General features: G+C 66.0%; 12 protein-coding genes. 11 read left to right on the top strand and 1 reads right to left on the bottom strand.

Annotation, left to right across the window (positions count from 1 at the left end):
• Positions 1 to 81 precede the first annotated feature (81 nt).
• The 7 genes from FCE95_RS17020 to FCE95_RS03960 all read left to right on the top strand — a co-directional run bounded on the left by FCE95_RS17020 (position 82) and on the right by FCE95_RS03960 (position 6,331).
• Positions 82 to 762, top strand: coding sequence for a histone (locus FCE95_RS17020; RefSeq protein WP_189644630.1), 681 nt, complete (start codon positions 82 to 84; stop codon positions 760 to 762).
• Positions 759 to 1,031 carry a GNAT family N-acetyltransferase gene (locus FCE95_RS03985; protein ID WP_137265676.1) on the top strand — a complete coding sequence of 91 codons (273 nt, stop codon included), beginning with the start codon at positions 759 to 761 and terminating at the stop codon, positions 1,029 to 1,031. The genes FCE95_RS17020 and FCE95_RS03985 overlap by 4 nt, the downstream gene beginning before the upstream one ends.
• A gap of 163 nt (positions 1,032 to 1,194) precedes the next feature.
• A complete protein-coding gene (locus FCE95_RS03980) occupies positions 1,195 to 1,908 on the top strand; it encodes a pseudouridine synthase (protein WP_137265675.1) in 714 nt (237 codons plus the stop codon).
• A 395-nt stretch (positions 1,909 to 2,303) separates the two neighbouring features.
• On the top strand, positions 2,304 to 2,513 hold the full coding sequence (locus FCE95_RS03975; RefSeq protein ID WP_137265674.1) for a cold-shock protein: 210 nt from the start codon (positions 2,304 to 2,306) through the stop codon (positions 2,511 to 2,513).
• Positions 2,514 to 2,641: 128 nt separating this feature from the next.
• Positions 2,642 to 3,463 carry a DUF3298 and DUF4163 domain-containing protein gene (locus FCE95_RS03970; RefSeq protein ID WP_189644629.1) on the top strand — a complete coding sequence of 274 codons (822 nt, stop codon included), beginning with the start codon at positions 2,642 to 2,644 and terminating at the stop codon, positions 3,461 to 3,463.
• Between the two features lie 199 nt (positions 3,464 to 3,662).
• Positions 3,663 to 4,805: a cyclopropane fatty acyl phospholipid synthase gene (gene cfa, locus FCE95_RS03965; RefSeq protein ID WP_137265673.1), complete on the top strand. Its 1,143-nt coding sequence runs from the start codon at positions 3,663 to 3,665 to the stop codon at positions 4,803 to 4,805.
• Positions 4,806 to 4,909: 104 nt separating this feature from the next.
• Positions 4,910 to 6,331: an amino acid permease gene (locus FCE95_RS03960; RefSeq protein ID WP_137265672.1), complete on the top strand. Its 1,422-nt coding sequence runs from the start codon at positions 4,910 to 4,912 to the stop codon at positions 6,329 to 6,331.
• 103 nt (positions 6,332 to 6,434) lie between these two features.
• Here the strand turns inward: FCE95_RS03960 and FCE95_RS03955 are convergent, their stop codons facing one another.
• Positions 6,435 to 7,265, bottom strand: coding sequence for an NAD-dependent protein deacetylase (locus FCE95_RS03955; protein ID WP_262982790.1), 831 nt, complete (start codon positions 7,263 to 7,265; stop codon positions 6,435 to 6,437).
• Between the two features lie 232 nt (positions 7,266 to 7,497).
• Between FCE95_RS03955 and FCE95_RS03950 the strand changes: the two genes are divergently transcribed.
• The 4 genes from FCE95_RS03950 (at position 7,498) to ligD (ending at position 16,231) form a co-directional block, all read left to right on the top strand.
• The gene (locus FCE95_RS03950; RefSeq protein WP_189644673.1) at positions 7,498 to 11,922 is read left to right on the top strand and encodes a DEAD/DEAH box helicase; all 4,425 of its coding nucleotides are present in this window, start codon (positions 7,498 to 7,500) and stop codon (positions 11,920 to 11,922) included.
• A gap of 147 nt (positions 11,923 to 12,069) precedes the next feature.
• Positions 12,070 to 12,780, top strand: coding sequence for a UdgX family uracil-DNA binding protein (locus tag FCE95_RS03945; protein WP_137265671.1), 711 nt, complete (start codon positions 12,070 to 12,072; stop codon positions 12,778 to 12,780).
• A gap of 68 nt (positions 12,781 to 12,848) precedes the next feature.
• A complete protein-coding gene (ku, locus tag FCE95_RS03940; RefSeq protein WP_137265670.1) occupies positions 12,849 to 13,757 on the top strand; it encodes a non-homologous end joining protein Ku in 909 nt (302 codons plus the stop codon).
• Positions 13,758 to 13,771: 14 nt separating this feature from the next.
• Positions 13,772 to 16,231 carry a DNA ligase D gene (gene ligD, locus FCE95_RS03935; protein WP_137265669.1) on the top strand — a complete coding sequence of 820 codons (2,460 nt, stop codon included), beginning with the start codon at positions 13,772 to 13,774 and terminating at the stop codon, positions 16,229 to 16,231.
• Positions 16,232 to 16,328: the final 97 nt, after the last annotated feature.

Genomic DNA, 16,328 nt, shown 5'->3' with positions numbered 1-16,328 from the left:
GGGCCCGCCGCTCACCCCTCGTGAATGCCGGCAGTGCTATCACCGGCCCGAACTCCCGCCCCAGCCGACTCCGGAGGAACCATGGCGACTGCCCGCGCCCGCAAGTCCGCTTCCGCCAAGAAGACCGCCAAAAAAGCCGCCAAAAAGAAGGCCCCGGCTGCGAAGAAGGCCGCCAAAAGCCAACCGGCCGTCAAGAAGAAGGTCGTTGCACGGAAGGCGCCGGTGAAGCGGAAGGTGGCTGCGAAGAAGGTGGCCAAGAAAGCCGTGGCCCCACGGCCGGCAACGGCTAAGAAGGCGGCGCCGAAAAAGGCGGTCGCCAAGAAAGTCGCTAAGAAACCGGTCGCCGATAAAGTCGTGGGCAAGAAGGCTGCGGAGGTCGTGAAGATTCCGGCCAAAGCGGCTTCGGCCCCGGCCAGGTCCGCAGCCCCGGTCCGGAAACCGGCCCCGCCGCGCGAACGCCCCACGGCCGATAGCGGGCCGGTCGCCGAACCGGCGAAGATCTCGCCTGAGCAGGCCCTGGCCAATACCCGGGCCTTGCTGGAAGCCAAGAAACAGCACGACCGGGAGCCGCAGGCCTGGCATGCGCTGGACCGCGAGCAAACCCACACGCCCCAGCCCGGTCCGCAGTCGCCGGAGGCGGCGGCCAAGGCCGAGGAATTGCACCAGGCCGAAAGCCGGGTCCAGGCCATCCAGGGGAGCATCAGCACCCAGGACAGGCACAATCAGGGCAAACGCGACAGCCGCGACTCCGGAGAATCATGAGCGACATCGTCCACGACCTGGTCCGCCACCGTTTCACCCTGCAAGCCGACGGCCACGAGGCCGAGCTGGTCTACACGCTCGAACCGGGCCGGATCGCCATCGTGCATACCGGCGTGCCGCCGGAGATCGGCGGCCGCGGCATCGCCGCCGAACTGGTCAAGACGGCGCTGGAATACGCCCGCGCCCAGGGCGTGAAAGTCGTGCCGCGCTGTTCCTATGCCGAGGCGTTCTTCAAGAGGCACCACGAATACGACGATTTGCTCGCTTGAGCCCCTCTCCCATCGGGAGAGGGGTTGGGGTGAGGGTTCGGCGAAGCGATGTTCTCCACGATAGCGATGACGGTCTCGTGCCGGAACTCTTGCCGCTTCGCCGAACCCTCATCCGGCGCTCCGCGCCACCTTCTCTCGGCGGGAGAAGTAGAATGCCCGCCCCATGCGCCTCAACAAACACATCAGCGACACCGGCTTCTGCTCGCGTCGCGAAGCCGATCGGCTGATTTCCGAAGGCCGGGTCACGGTCAACGGCCTGCGCGCCCGCGTCGGCGCCGAAGTGGGCGAGGAAGACGACGTCCGCATCGACGGCGAAAAACTGCGCCTGCGCACCGCCGCCAAGGGCAAGCGCCGCCACATCTACATCGCTTTCAACAAGCCGCCGGGCGTGACCACCACCACCGAATCGGCGGTGAAGGACAACATCGTCGACTTCATCGGCCACCAGGAACGGATCTTCCCGATCGGCCGGCTGGACAAGGATTCCGAAGGCCTGATCCTGCTCACCAGCAACGGCGACATCGTCAACGAGATCTTGCGCGCCGAGAACAAGCTGGAGAAGGAATACCTGGTGGCGATCAACCACCCGGTGACCGACGAATTCCTGCGCGGCATGAGCCGCGGCGTGCCGGTCCACGGCCAGACGACCTTGCCGTGCAAGACCGGCAAATTGGGCCGTTTCGGTTTCCGGATCGTGCTGGTGCAGGGCTTGAACCGGCAGATCCGATTGATGGCCGCCCACTTCGGCCACCGGGTGAAGCAGCTGCTGCGGGTGCGGATCGGCAACGTGAAACTGGGGCATTTGAAGCCCGGGCAGTGGCGGAATCTGACCGATGCCGAGTTGCGCGGGTTGATGCCGCAGCGGTCGGATTGGTAGGTAGCGCTAAGCACCGGGTTCGGCGAAGCGACGCTGCCCCCGACGGCAGTTGAACCGTAAAGCCGACGATTTCCGCACCGGTTCAGGCCATCGCGCTTCGCCGAACCCTCACCCCAACCCCTCTCCCACGGGGAGAGGGGCTTAAAGGCCTCGAGCTGGGGTTTACCCGTATTCACACAAACCCGTGAAAGTAGGGTATGGTGCGCGCACTGTTCAAAGCCGGGATCACGGTACATCGTGGCTCCGATGCGGTAGATCACCCGTTTAAGGCCCGGCCACCCGGCCGGTCTGGACGATCCGCTCCATCGCTCTCGCGTTACCCCTTGCTCGACAGTCGCGGTTTTGCGTGTCGCAGACCGTGTTTCCAATCAAAACTGTTCCAAGGAGTAACAAAAATGTCCGATCGTCAGACCGGCACCGTCAAGTGGTTCAACGACGCCAAGGGCTTCGGCTTCATCACCCCGGAAAGCGGCCAGGACCTGTTCGTCCACTTCCGCTCGATCCAGGGCAGCGGCTTCAAGTCGCTGCAGGAAGGCCAGAAGGTCTCGTTCAAGGTCGTGCAGGGCCAGAAGGGCCTGCAGGCCGACGAAGTGCAGGCGCTGTAAGCCTCGCCTCGTTGCGGAACCCGGCCCCGGGCGGAAACGCCCGGGGCTTTTTATTTTTTGGTCGGACGTGGATGCCGGCATCACGCGCCAAGCGATAATTTGCTCCGATAGACGCCAAGGACTGCGCCATGAGGATCGCTTTCGTATCGGTATTGCTGTTGGCCGCGAGCCTGGCCGCCTGTAAGCGCGAGGCTGGACCGGCCGCGCCCGCCGCCGCCCCTTCGGCGCCCGCCGCCGAACAGGCCGCGCCGCCGGTGCCCGTGGCCGATCTGAAGGACGTCATCGAAACCAACGAACGCTACGTCGTCGGCATCAGCTACCCGCCGTCGGCGAAAAAGTATCCGGGTCTGGCCGCGCACCTGAAGCAGTACGCCGATGCCGCGCGCGCGGACTTGCTGGAAGCGGTCGGCGGCCTGGGCAACGACAAGCCGACCGCGCCTTACGATCTGACCTTGAGCTTCACCGACGTGCTCGACACGCCGCAATTGGTCGCCGTCGCCGCCGACGGCAACAGCTATACCGGCGGCGCCCACGGCTCGCCGTTGATCGCACGCTTCGTCTGGCTGCCGCAGCAGAACAAGCTGCTGACCGCGAAAGAACTGGTGCCGCAGGCCGCGGGTTGGAAAGCCATTTCCGACTACGTCCGCGAGCAACTGCATACGCAGCTTTCCGAACGCGTCGACGCCGACGATCTGCCGCCGGCCGAACGCGCCGAGATGATCCGCGAGGCCGGCAAGATGATCGACGAAGGCAGCGAAGCCGAAGCCGACAATTTCTCGCAATTCGAACCGGTGGTCGGCAGCGACGGCAAATTGAGCGCGCTGCGCTTCGTGTTCCCGCCTTACCAGGTGGGTCCGTACGCGGACGGCGTGCAGACCGTGGACGTGCCGGCGAACGTGCTGTTGCCGCAGGTGGCGCCGGCTTATCGTGGTTATTTCGCGGGCGGCTGATATTGGGCGACCAGGGCAAGGAGCCCGTAAAGACAGTAACCAGTAAAGGCAGGAACTAGAAACTAGAAGAGCCGGATACTAGTTTCTAGTTCCTGTCTTTACTGGTTCCTATCCCGCCACACAGCGTCCTGCCGAGAACGCTGTCGCTGCCGCGGAGTTACGATAACCTGGGTGACTAGTAAGAAGCGGGGTTGGGCTGATGAAAGCCGATGTCGCGATACATCCTTTCCAGGATCGCTTGCAGTCGCTGTTGGACGATGCCGACGTGCGCATCGGCGGCGACCGCGCCTGGGACCTGCGGGTCCACGATTCGCGCTTCGCCGCGCGGACGATGGCCCAAGGCTCGCTCGCCCTGGGCGAGTCGTACATGGACGGTTGGTGGGACGCCGAATCCCTGGACGGTTTCCTGTTCCACCTGCTCGACGCGCGCGTGGACCGGCGCGCGCACGGCATCGCCGAGCTCTGGGACGCGTTGCGCGCGCAATTCTTCAACCTGCAGAAGGGCCGCCGCAGCTTCGAAGTGGGCGAGCGCCATTACGACCTCGGCAACGACCTGTACAAGGCCATGCTCGGCAAGCGCCTGGTCTACAGCTGCGGCTACTGGCGCGAAGCCGACAACCTGGACGATGCCCAGGAAGCGAAACTCGACTTGATCTGCCGCAAGCTCGGCCTGAAGCCGGGCATGCGCGTGCTGGATATCGGTTGCGGCTGGGGCGAGGCGCTGAAATACGCGGCCGAACGCTACGGCGTCAGCGGCGTGGGCGTGACCATCTCGCGCGAGCAGGCCGCTCTCGCGCAGGAACTGTGCGCCGGCCTGCCGATCGAAATCCGGGTGCAGGATTACCGCGAACTGGACGAGCCGTTCGACCGGATACTGTCGGTGGGCATGTTCGAGCACGTCGGCGTCAAGAACTACCGGACCTATTTCGAAGTCGCCAAGCGCTGCCTGCGCGAGGATGCGGCCGACGGCGGTCTGTTCCTGCTGCACACCATCGGCGGCAACCAGTCAGTGACCCATACCGATCCGTGGATCGGCAAATACATCTTCCCCAATTCGATGCTGCCCTCGGCCGCGCAGATCGCCGCAGTTACCGAAGATGTATTCGTGATCGAGGACTGGCACAACTTCGGCACCGACTACGACCGCACGTTGCAGGCTTGGCGCGCGAACGTCGAAAGCGCTTGGGATCGGCTGCCGCCGCGCTACGACGAGCGCTTCCGGCGCATGTGGCGCTATTACCTGGCCGCATCGATGGCCAGTTTCCGCGCGAGACGGATCCAGCTGTGGCAATTAGTCCTTTCGCCGCGCGGCGTGAAAGGCGGTTACGTCGCCCCGCGCTGATGCTAAGCCCTCTCCCGCAAGCGGGAGAGGGAACAGAGGCGTCTCGCTTCGGCGCCGCTCATGCCTCACTATTGGCGCCTTCGTCCGCCAGACATGAGGCCGTTATGCAGGCATGGCTCCGCCGCAAGGATATCGACCGGGTCACGGTCCACGAAGAAGGGCGGCGTCTGGTTCCGACCCTGAGCTGGCCGCACCTGATCGCCCTGGGCATCGGCGCCATCGTCGGCACCGGCATCTACACCTTGATCGGCGTCGGCGCCAACCTGGCGGGTCCGGCGGTGCTGATCTCCTTCCTGGTCGCCGGCATCGTCTGCGCTTGCGCGGCGCTCGCCTATGCCGAAATGGCCACGCTGATGCCCGCAGCGGGCAGCGCCTACACCTATAGCTACACCATCCTGGGCGAAGGCATCGCATGGGTGGTCGGCTGGAGCCTGATCCTCGAATACTCGCTGGTGGTCAGCGCGGTGGCGGTGGGCTGGTCCGGTTCGGTGCTGGAATTCCTCAACGGGCTCGGCGTGCATATCCCGCAAGCCTTGGCCGCCGGTCCGCATGCCGGCGGCGTGATCAACCTGCCGGCCGTGCTGATCGTGTTCGTGGTCGCCGGTCTGCTGATCGTCGGCACGCGCGAGAGCGCCACGCTCAATGCGGTGCTGGTGATCGTCAAGGTGTTGGCGCTGGGCGTATTCGTGGCGATCGCGATGCCGCATTTCGACGCCAAGAACCTGGAACCGTTTATGCCCTACGGCTTCGCCAAGCAGATGGGCGCCGACGGCGTGGAGCGGGGCGTGATGGCGGCCGCCGCGATCATCTTCTTCGCCTTCTACGGCTTCGATGCGATTTCCACCGCCGCGGAAGAGACTAAGAACCCCAAGCGCGACCTGTCGATCGGCATCATCGGTTCGATGGTCGGCTGCACGCTGATCTACATCGTCGTCGCGCTCGCCGCCGTAGGCGCGCTCAGCTACACGGTGTTCGGTCAAAGCCCGGCGCCGTTGGCGCTGATCATGCGCGAGCTGGGGCAGGGCACGGCCGCCAAGATCGTCGCCGGCGCGGCGGTGGTGGCGCTGCCTACGGTGCTGCTCGCGTTCTTCTACGGCCAAAGCCGCATTTTCTTCGTGATGTCGCGCGACGGCTTGCTGCCGCGCGGTTTGTCGAAAGTGAATCCGCGCACCGGCACGCCGGTGGCGATCACCTTGTTCACCGCCGTGCTGGTGGCGGCGTTGGCGGGCGTGGCGCGCTTGGATGAAATCGCGGCGCTGGCCAATGCCGGCACCCTGGCCGCGTTCACCGCGGTGGCGGTCTGCCTGCTGGTGTTGCGCAAGCGCGATCCGGCCCGGCCGCGCGTGTTCCGCACGCCGCTGGCTTGGCTGGTCGGGCCGGTGGCGATCCTCGGCTGCCTGTACTTGTTCTGGAGCCTGCCGCAGCGCACCCAGCTTTGGTTCCTGGCCTGGAATGCGGTCGGCGTGGTCGTGTACTTCGCGTATAGCCGGCGCACCAGCTTGCTCGCGCGCGGCCAGGACGCCTGAGCCGCCTGCTTATGTGGGAGCGGCTTTAGCCGCGAGCTTTTCGGTCACAACGACCTGCATGGAAGAGCTCGCGGCTAAAGCCGCTCCCAACAAAGATTCGAATTCATAGAAGCGCCGCGGTCAAAGCGGTGCCGGCTTCCGCATCGATCTTCAGCGAGGCCAGATCGTCGGCCCGGGTGCGGCCGCGATTGACGATGGCGATCGGCAATCCGGCTTCGTGCGCCGCGCGCACGAAACGGTAGCCGGAATACACCATCAGCGACGAACCGACCACGAGCACGGCATCGGAATCGCGCAACGCTTGTTGCGCCTGCAGGTAACGCGGCCGCGGCACGTTCTCGCCGAAGAACACCACATCGGGCTTCAGCATGCCTGCGCATTCCGGGCAGGCGGGTACGCGGAAGCTCGAGAAATCGCGGCCTTCCAAATCGGCGTCGCCGTCGGGCGCGGTCGCCGCTTCCAGACTTGTCCATTCCGGATTGCGTTCGGCGATCCAGGCCTGCAGCTCGGCGCGCGGCCGCGTCGAGGAACACGACAGGCAAACGACCGCATCGAGCCGGCCGTGCAGATCGATCACCGCTTCGCTGCCCGCGCGCTGGTGCAAACCGTCGACGTTCTGGGTCACCAACGCGGAAACGATGCCGCGTTCCTGCAGGTGGGCGAGGGCGAAATGCGCCCGGCTCGGCTGCGCCTGCGCCACGCGCGGCCAGCCGACGAAACTGCGCGCCCAGTAGCGCGCGTTCGCCGCCGGATCGCCGACGAAAGCCTGATAAGTCACCGGCTGCGCGCGTTTCCATTGTCCGTCGCCGTCGCGATAGTCCGGAATGCCCGACTGCGTGCTGCAACCGGCTCCGGTCAGCACGAAGACGCGGCGCAGCGGCGTCAGCCATTCGCGCAGATCGGTGGCGATTTCGGATTCGGCGACAGAGGTCACTCCGTTATCGTAGCCTGGGTGGAGCGAAGCGATACCCGGGTACACGTCGCGGCTTGCTCCCGGGCATCGCTTCGCTCCACCCGGGCTACATCGTGAACGGTTCACGGGCGCTGCGGCGCCGTCTCAAACCGCGAGACGGCCAGGGCACAGGATCGCGCGAACTTCGGTTGATTTCGGCCGATCCGGCCCGATTTCCAGGATTCCCATGCTCGACACCGTCCGGCGCGATAATCTGCCGATGCCGCTGCAGGCCTTCCATCCCGCGGTCGCCCACTGGTTCCAGGCCGCCTTCCCGAGCCCCACGCCGGCCCAGGCCGCCGCTTGGCCGGCGATCCGCAGCGGCCGCAACACCTTGGTCGCCGCGCCGACCGGCTCGGGCAAGACCCTCACCGCGTTCATGACCGCGATCGACGAATTGATCCGGCGCGGACTGTCGGAAGAAACCCGCGATCTGCTCGGCGGCCAGGCCGCGCTGCCGGACGAGACGGTCGTCGTTTACGTCTCGCCGCTCAAAGCGCTGTCCAACGACATCCGCATCAACCTGGAAGCGCCGCTGGCCGGGATCCGCGCCGAGCTCGAAAAACTGGGCTTGCCCGACGTCGAAATCCGCACCGCCGTGCGCACCGGCGACACGCCGCAAGCCGAGCGCGCGTTGGCCCGACGCAAGCCGCCGCACATCTTGGTGACCACGCCCGAATCGCTGTACGTGCTGCTCGGCTCCGATTCGGGGCGCGCAATGCTCGGCACCGTGCGCACCGTGATCGTCGACGAAATCCACGCGGTCGCCGGCAGCAAGCGCGGCAGCCATTTGGCCTTGTCGTTGGAACGTCTGGAAGCGCTATGCGGCGGAAAACTGACGCGGGTCGGCTTGTCCGCCACGCAAAAGCCCATCGACGAAGTGGCGCGCTTCCTGGTCGGCGCCTCCGCGGTGTCGAAAGACGGCGTGCCCGATTGCGAAATCGTCGACATCGGCTACACGAAGGAGCGCGATCTCGCCCTGGAATTGCCGCCCACGCCGCTGAGCATCGTCATGTCCGGCGACCAGTGGGAACAGGTGTTCGGCCGCATCTCCGAACTCGTGCAGCAACACCGCACCACGCTGGTGTTCGTCAACACCCGCCGCATGGCCGAACGCGCCGCGCGCCAGCTGGGCGAACTGCTGGGCATGGAGCACGTGGCCGCGCACCACGGCAGCCTGGCCAAGGAGCTGCGCCTGGACGCCGAGCAGCGCTTGAAGCGCGGCGAATTGAAAGTGTTGATCGCGACCGCATCGCTGGAGCTGGGCATCGACATCGGCGACGTCGACCTGGTCTGCCAGCTCGGCTCGCCGCGCTCGATCGCCGCTTTCCTGCAGCGTGTCGGCCGCTCCGGCCACCATGTCGGCGGCGTGCCGAAGGGCCGGCTGTTCCCGCAGACCCGCGACGAGCTGATCGAATCCGCGGCCTTGCTCGACGGCATCCGCCGCGGCGAACTCGACGCGCTGGTCATGCCGCAGGCGCCGCTGGACGTGTTGGCCCAGCAGATCGTCGCCGAAGTGTCCTGCCGAGAATGGGACGAGGACGCCTTGTACGATTGGCTGCGCCGCGCCTGGCCGTACGCGCGGCTGGAGCGCAAGGATTACGACGCCATCGTGCGGATGCTGGCCGAAGGCTTCACCACGCGCCGCGGCCCGCGCGCCGGTTATCTGCATCGCGACGCGGTCAACCGCAAGCTGCGCGGCCGCAAGGGCGGCCGCACCACCGCGCTGATGTCCGGCGGCACGATTCCCGACACCGGCGATTATTCGGTGATCCTGGAGCCGCAAGCGCAACAGATCGGCACCGTCAACGAGGATTTCGCGGTCGAGAGCATGGCCGGCGACATCTTCCAGTTGGGCAACACCAGTTACCGGATCATCCGCGTGGAGCCGGGCCGGGTGCGCGTGGAGGACGCGGACGGCGCGCCGCCCAGCATCCCGTTCTGGCTGGGCGAGGCGCCCGGCCGCACCGACGAGCTTTCCTTCGCCGTTTCGCGGCTGCGCGAGGAAATCGCCGAGCGCATCGCAGAACAGGGCGCGCCTGCCGCTCTGGCGTGGTTGCGCGACGAGCTGGGCCTGCCGGAAGAAGCCGCGCAACAAGTCGTCGATTATCTCGGCGCCACACTCGCCGCACTCGGCGCGATGCCCAGCCAGGACAACATCGTCCTGGAACGCTTCTTCGACGAGTCCGGCGGCACCCAGCTGGTGATCCATACGCCCTACGGCAGCCGCATCAATCGAGCTTGGGGCCTGGCGCTGCGCAAGCGCTTCTGCCGCAAGTTCAATTTCGAATTGCAGGCGGCGGCGACCGAAGACGCGATCGTGCTGTCGCTGTCCACCAGCCACAGTTTCCCGTTGATCGAAGTCGCCAGCTACTTGCATTCGGCGTCCGCCGAGCACGTGCTGATCCAGGCCTTGCTGGACGCACCGCTGTTCGCCGTGCGCTGGCGCTGGAACGCGACCACGGCGCTGGCCTTGCCGCGTTTCGTCGGCGGCAAGAAAGTGCCGCCGCAATTGCAGCGCATGAAGTCGGAAGACTTGTTGGCGACGGTGTTCCCCGATCAGGTCGCCTGCCTGGAAAACATCGTCGGCGAGCGCCAAGTGCCGGACCATCCGCTGGTCGCGCAGACTTTGCACGACTGCCTGCACGAGGCGATGGACGTCGACGGCTGGCTGGGTCTGCTGCGCTCGCTCGAAGCCGGGCAGGTGCAGGTGACGGCGCGCGACCTGACCGCGCCGTCGCCGTTCGCCGCCGAAGCCTTGAATGCGCGACCTTATGCCTTCCTCGACGACGCGCCGCTGGAAGAACGCCGCACCCAGGCGGTGCAGACGCGCCGCTACGCCGATCCGCAAAGCGCGGACGACCTGGGCCGGCTGGACATCGACGCCATCGACGCGGTGCGCGAAGAAGCCTGGCCGCAAGCGCGGGACATCGACGAGATGCACGAGGCCTTGATGGGCTTGGGCGTCGTCACCGAAGAAGAAACCCGGGCGCATCCTGGCTGGGCCGAATGGCTGCAGCGCCTGGCCAAAGGCCATCGCGCAACCCTAGTCATGCCTGCTGTTGTGGGAGAGGCTTCAGCCCCGACGGGCAGTATGCCGGGGCTAAAGCCCCTCCCACAAAAACTATGGATCGCCGCAGAGAGGCTGCCGCAACTGCGAGCCCTGCATCCCGATGCGCCACTGCAGCCTCCGATCGAAGCCCCGGCCGAGTACGCGCAACAAGCCTGGACGCGCGAAGACGCCGCGATGGAATTGTTGCGCTCGCGCCTGACCGGCCTGGGCCCCACGCCGATCGCCGAACTCGCCGCGGCGCTTTCGATACCCGCCGCCGAAGCCGAAATGGCGCTGTTGCGCTTGCAAGGCGAGGGCTATGCGATGCAGGGCCGCTTCACGCCCGGCATCGGCATCGACGAGTGGTGCGAACGCCACCTGCTGGCGCGCATCCATCGTTACACCTTGAAGCGCCTGCGCCGCGAGATCGAGCCGGTCGAGCCGCGCGACTTCATGCGCTTCCTGTTCGATTGGCAACGCGTGGGCCGCGACGCGCGAGTCAGCGGGCCGGAAGCGCTGGCCGGCGTGCTGGCGCAATTGGAAGGATTCGAAGCGCCCGCCGCAGCCTGGGAAGCGGAACTGCTGCCGGCGCGGGTGAAGGACTATTCGATTTCCTGGCTGGACGATCTGTGCACCGCCGGCCGCATGCAGTGGACCCGCTTGCGCGCCAGTGCCGGCGACACCAGCGGTACCCGTGGCAGCACGCCCGTGCGTGCCACGCCGATCGTGCTGCTGCCGCGGCGCAATGCGGCTTCATGGACCAAGCTCGCGCCGGAAGCGGCCGCCGACGACACGCTGTCTTCGCGTGCGCAGCGCGTCGCCGATTATCTGGGGGAGCATGGCGCCTCGTTCTTCGACGAACTCGTGGTCGGCGCCAACTTGTTGCGCACGGAATTGGAAGACGCACTGGCCGAGTTAGTCGCTCGCGGCCGCGTGCATTGCGACAGTTACGCCGGCTTGCGCGCGCTGCTGGTGCCCGCTTCGAAGCGGCCGAGCGCCCATTCGCGGCATCGCCGCCGCGCCGCCTTGTTCGGCATCGAAGACGCCGGGCGTTGGGCGCTGATCCGCCGCGGTGCGGCGACGCCGGGCAGCCGGCCGGACGCGGACGCCGTCGAACACATCGCTCGCGTGCTGCTGCGTCGCTACGGCGTGGTCTGCTGGCGCCTGCTCGACCGCGAAGCGTCCTGGCTGCCGCCCTGGCGCGAATTGCTGCGCGTCTACCACCGGCTGGAAGCGCGCGGCGAAATCCGCGGCGGCCGTTTCATCGCCGGCTTGTCGGGCGAGCAGTTCGCGTTGCCGGAAGCGATCGGACTGATGCGCCAAGTGCGCCAGCGCAAGCACGACGGCGCCTTGGTCTGCGTGTCCGCCGCCGATCCGTTGAATTTGATCGGCAGCGTATTGCCCGGCGACAAGGTCCCGCGCGTCACCGGTTCGCGGGTGCTGTATCGCGACGGACTGCCGTTGGGCGCGCTGTCCGGCGGCGAGATCGGCTGGTATGCCCAGCTATCTCCGTCGGAAGAAACGGCGGCACGCAGGGCGCTGTTGCGCGAACCGGAGCTGGTTCCCGTCCCTGTCGATGTTTCGTAACGTCTTGCGAGGGTTCCTTCTCGCCGCCAGAGAAGGCGGGCGCGAAGCGTCGGATGAGGCTCGACGAAGTAGGGCAGTTCGGCTCCCCGAGTCCTTCAACGCTTGTTGACCCGGTCTCGCGCATGATGACGTTCCCGTGCGACGGAGATTCCGTTGGCCGCCAAGAAGGGAAAAAAGAAAGCGGCGACTAAAACGCCCAAGAAAAGCGCGAAGAAACCGCGCGAGCGCATTGTCCGCGCAGGCGAAGCGCCCGAACCGGAAGACGACAGCCTCGCCGCCTTGCGCGCGGCCGCCGCCGGCTGCCGGCGTTGTCCGCTGTGGAAGCCGGCGACCCAGACCGTGTTCGGCGAAGGACCGGAAGACGCCCGCGTGCTGGTGGTGGGCGAGCAGCCCGGCGACGCCGAGGATCTCAGCGGCCGTCCCTTCGTGGGGCCGGCCGGAAAGCTGTTCGACCGCGCACTGGAAGAACTCGGGCTGGACCGTTCCCGTTTCTACGTCACCAATGCGGTCAAGCATTTCAAGTTCGAGCGTCGCGGCAAGTTCCGAATGCACCGCAGTCCGGACCCTTCCGAACGCGCGGCCTGCCGGATATGGCTGGATCGCGAACTGGAGACGATCCGGCCCGACGTCGTCGTCTGCCTGGGAGCGATCGCGGCGAAAGCCGTGTTCGGCGGCAAATTCAGGTTGATGGAAGACCGCGGCCTTTGGCGCAAGCTGGCGGACGGGACCCGCGCTTTCGCCACCGTGCATCCCTCCTACGTGCTGCGGCAGCGCGACGACGACTCGCGGCACGAGGCCTACGCGAACTTCGTCGACGATCTTTCCTTGCTCAAGCGCATACGGCTAACGCGAAAATAACGGCGTGACGGTCGCATCACGCGGCCGTGCCGATACTGGCGCGCATCTCGGCACTCGGAGTTTCCGCCATGGCGCGTCCCATCTGGAGCGGCACCATATCGTTCGGGCTGCTCAATATTCCGGTCCAGCTGATGTCGGGGGAAAGGCGCACGGACATCCAGTTCCGGATGCTCGACTCGCGCGACAACTCGCCGATCCGCTACGAGCGGGTCAATGCCGATACAGGCGAGGAAGTGGCCTGGAAGGATGTAGTCAAGGCCTACGAATACGACAAGGGCAGCTACGTGGTCCTGGAGCAGGACGACATCCGCTCCGCAGCGCCCGAAAGCCACGATTCCATCGATGTGGAGGCCTTCGTCGACGCCGAAGCGATCGGCCCCCAATATTTCGAAAAACCCTATGTGCTCGTGCCGGCGAAGCGCGCCGAGAAAGGCTATGTGCTGCTGCGCGACGCGCTAGCCAGCACCGGCAGGATCGGCGTGGCGCGGGTCGTGATCCGCACCCGCGAACACCTCTGCGCCTTGCTGCCGCAGGGCGATGCGTTGCTGCTGCTGATGATGCGCTACCCGCAGGAATTGGTGGACGTGGAGGACTACAACATCCCCGAGGGCAAGCCGTCGGACTACCGGATAACGCCCAAGGAGAAACAGTTCTCCGAACAGCTGATCGAATCCATGTCGGCGGACTGGAAACCGGACCAGTACAAGGACGAATTCCGGGCCAAGCTGCACCAGGTCATCAAGAAGCGCATGAAGAGCAAGGGCGTGGTGAAGAAAGAAGAGGAAGAGCCCGAGGTCGCCGAGCACGCGGCCACCAACGTGGTCGATTTCATGTCGCTGTTGCAGCAGAGCATCGACCGCAACAAGCGCACTCCGGCGAAGAAGCGCGCCGCCCCGGCCAAGAAGGCGCCGCGCAAGGCGGCTAAGAAGGCCGCCAAAGCCCGAAAAGCCCCGGCGCGGAAGCGCAAGACGGCCTGAGCGCGGCTTGATCCATGAGCCTGCGCGAATACGCCCGCAAACGTCGCTTCGGCCAGACGCCAGAACCTGCCGACGACGCCGGCGTCGGCCGGCGCGGGCATCGCCCGACCTTCGTCGTGCAGCTGCACCACGCCCGCGCACGCCACTACGATTTCCGCTTGGAGGTGGACGGAACGCTCAAGAGTTGGGCGGTACCGAAAGGCCCCTCGTTCCGGGTCGGCGAGAAACGTTTGGCGGTGGAAGTGGAAGACCATCCGCTCAGCTACGCCGCTTTCGAAGGCGATATACCCGAAGGCCATTACGGCGCAGGCCACGTGGACCGTTTCGACCATGGCGTGTGGAGCGCGGACGGCGATCCCTTGGCTTCCCTGGCCGCGGGGAAACTCGATTTCGTCCTGCACGGCGAAAAATTGAACGGCGGCTGGAAATTGGTCCGCACCGCCAAGCGAGCGCGCCAGCCGCAATGGCTGCTGATCAAGCGGCAGGACGAATACGCCCACGACGGCGAATCCGACGATCTGCTGGACGCCAAGGGCAAGCCGCTGCCGGCCAAGGCGCCGGCGGTGAAGCGCGCCGTCAAGAAGAAAGCGGCGACCAAGCGCGCCAAAGCCGGCCGGAGTTCGCGCAAGACCGATTGGCGCGCCGAAGCCGCGGCGCTGGAAGGCGCGCGTCCGTTGCGCGACGGATCCTTGCCGGCGCCGCAGTTGGCCAAGCTCGTGTCCGATCCGCCCCAAGGCGATGATTGGCTGCACGAACTGAAATGGGACGGCTACCGCTTGCTGGCCCGCATCGAGCGCGGCAAGGCGAAGCTGCGCTCGCGCAAGAATCTGGATTGGACCGGCGACTACCCCGAGATCGTCGCCGCGCTGGAGGCGCTGGGCGTCGGGCAAGGCGACTTCGACGGCGAACTGATTGCGCTGGACGCGAAAGGACGCGACGATTTTTCCGCTTTGCAGCGCACGATCGAGGGCTCGGCCGACGCGACCCTGCGCTATGTGCTGTTCGATCTGCCTTCGTTGGAGGGTGTCGATCTGAGCGGCACCCGCTTGATCGAGCGCAAAGAACTGCTGGCGCGTTTGCTCGAAGGCGCCGACCCGATCCTGGCCTTCAGCCAGCACGTCGTCGGCCATGGCGAAGAAGTGTTCGCGGCCAGTGCGAAGCAGGGCATGGAAGGCATCATCAGCAAGCACGTCGGCGGCCGCTACTACAGCAGCCGATCGGCTTCGTGGCTGAAAGTGAAGCACGCGCAGAGCGACGAGTTCGTCGTCGTCGGATTCACCGCGCCGCGCAAGTCGCGCACCGGCTTCGGTTCGTTGCTGCTCGCCACCCGGGATCGCGGCAAGCTGCGTTACGTCGGCCGGGTGGGAACGGGCTTCGACGAGAACATGCTGCGCAGCATGAACAAGACCTTGCGCGCGCTGGCGCGCAAGCAGGCGACGGTGGAACTGCCCGAGCATATCCCGCTCTCGCTCGGCCGGGTGACCTGGGTCGAGCCGAAACTGATCGTCGAAATCCAATTCCGCGGCTGGGCCAAGGAAGGTTTGCTGCGCCAAGGCAGCTTCGTCAGGCTGCGGGAGGACAAGGCCATGAAAGACATCGGAGGCGACACGCAACCGCGGATCAGCAGCCCGGACAAGAAAGTGTTCCCGGAAAGCGATATCACCAAGCAGGAAGTGGCCGATTACTACGCGGCGATCGCGCCGCGCATCTTGCCCGAGCTGGCGCGGCGCCCGCTCTCGCTGCTGCGCTGTCCGGACGGCATCGCCAAGCAATGCTTTTTCCAGAAACATCATGCCGGCACCTTGGGCGCCGATGTGCACGCGATCCCGATCAAGGAAAAAGACGGCGGCAAGGACGATTATCTCTACATCGAGGATGCCGAAGGCCTGCTCGATCTGGTACAGATGAACACCTTGGAAATGCATCCCTGGGGTTCGCGGATCGACGATGTGGAGCATCCGGATACGCTGGTATTCGACTTGGATCCGGGGCCGGGCGTGAAGTGGAGTGCGGTAGCCGCCGCGGCGCGCGACGTGCGCGCGCGATTGAAGGAAATCGGCATGGAGAGTTTCCTGCGGACCTCCGGCGGCAAAGGCCTGCATGTGGTCCTGCCGATCCGGCCGGGGCCGGGCTGGGACGAGGCCAAGGATTTCTGCGAAGCGTTCGCGGCGGCCATGGCGACCCAGTCCCCGGACAAATACGTATCCACGGCCAGCAAGGCCAAGCGCAAAGGCGTGATCTTCATCGATTGGCTGCGCAACGGCCGCGGCGCGACCAGCGTGGCGAGCTGGTCGCTGCGCGCCAGGCCCGGCGCGCCGGTGGCGATGCCGCTGCGCTGGGACGAGCTGTCCAAGATCAAGTCAGGCGCCGATTTCGACATCAAAAAAGCCCTGGCGCGCTCGGCGCGCCTGCGCAAACCGATCTGGGAAGGCTGGGGCAAAGCGGCCAAGCAGAAACTCATCGCATTGCGTTGACGGTTTTGCGACCGATTCGGCATTCCGTCCCGCAATCGTCAACTGCGCGCAACCTGGATCGCCGATTCTGATCGGGCCGGCTGCAGGGGAGTCGGCA

This window comes from Luteimonas gilva (genome assembly GCF_005239095.1).
GTDB classification, from domain to species: domain Bacteria; phylum Pseudomonadota; class Gammaproteobacteria; order Xanthomonadales; family Xanthomonadaceae; genus Luteimonas_C; species Luteimonas_C gilva.
This window is presented reverse-complemented; position numbering and strand designations above follow the sequence as displayed.

Excerpts from the sequence above, each read along its gene's own strand:
- FCE95_RS03960 (WP_137265672.1), top strand. The coding sequence starts at position 4,910 with ATGCAGGCATGGCTCCGCCGCAAGGATATCGACCGGGTCACGGTCCAC.
- cfa (WP_137265673.1), top strand. The coding sequence starts at position 3,663 with ATGAAAGCCGATGTCGCGATACATCCTTTCCAGGATCGCTTGCAGTCG.
- FCE95_RS03980 (WP_137265675.1), top strand. The coding sequence starts at position 1,195 with ATGCGCCTCAACAAACACATCAGCGACACCGGCTTCTGCTCGCGTCGC.
- ligD (WP_137265669.1), top strand. The coding sequence starts at position 13,772 with ATGAGCCTGCGCGAATACGCCCGCAAACGTCGCTTCGGCCAGACGCCA.
- FCE95_RS03975 (WP_137265674.1), top strand. The coding sequence starts at position 2,304 with ATGTCCGATCGTCAGACCGGCACCGTCAAGTGGTTCAACGACGCCAAG.
- FCE95_RS03985 (WP_137265676.1), top strand. The coding sequence starts at position 759 with ATGAGCGACATCGTCCACGACCTGGTCCGCCACCGTTTCACCCTGCAA.
- FCE95_RS03970 (WP_189644629.1), top strand. The coding sequence starts at position 2,642 with ATGAGGATCGCTTTCGTATCGGTATTGCTGTTGGCCGCGAGCCTGGCC.
- FCE95_RS17020 (WP_189644630.1), top strand. The coding sequence starts at position 82 with ATGGCGACTGCCCGCGCCCGCAAGTCCGCTTCCGCCAAGAAGACCGCC.
- ku (WP_137265670.1), top strand. The coding sequence starts at position 12,849 with ATGGCGCGTCCCATCTGGAGCGGCACCATATCGTTCGGGCTGCTCAAT.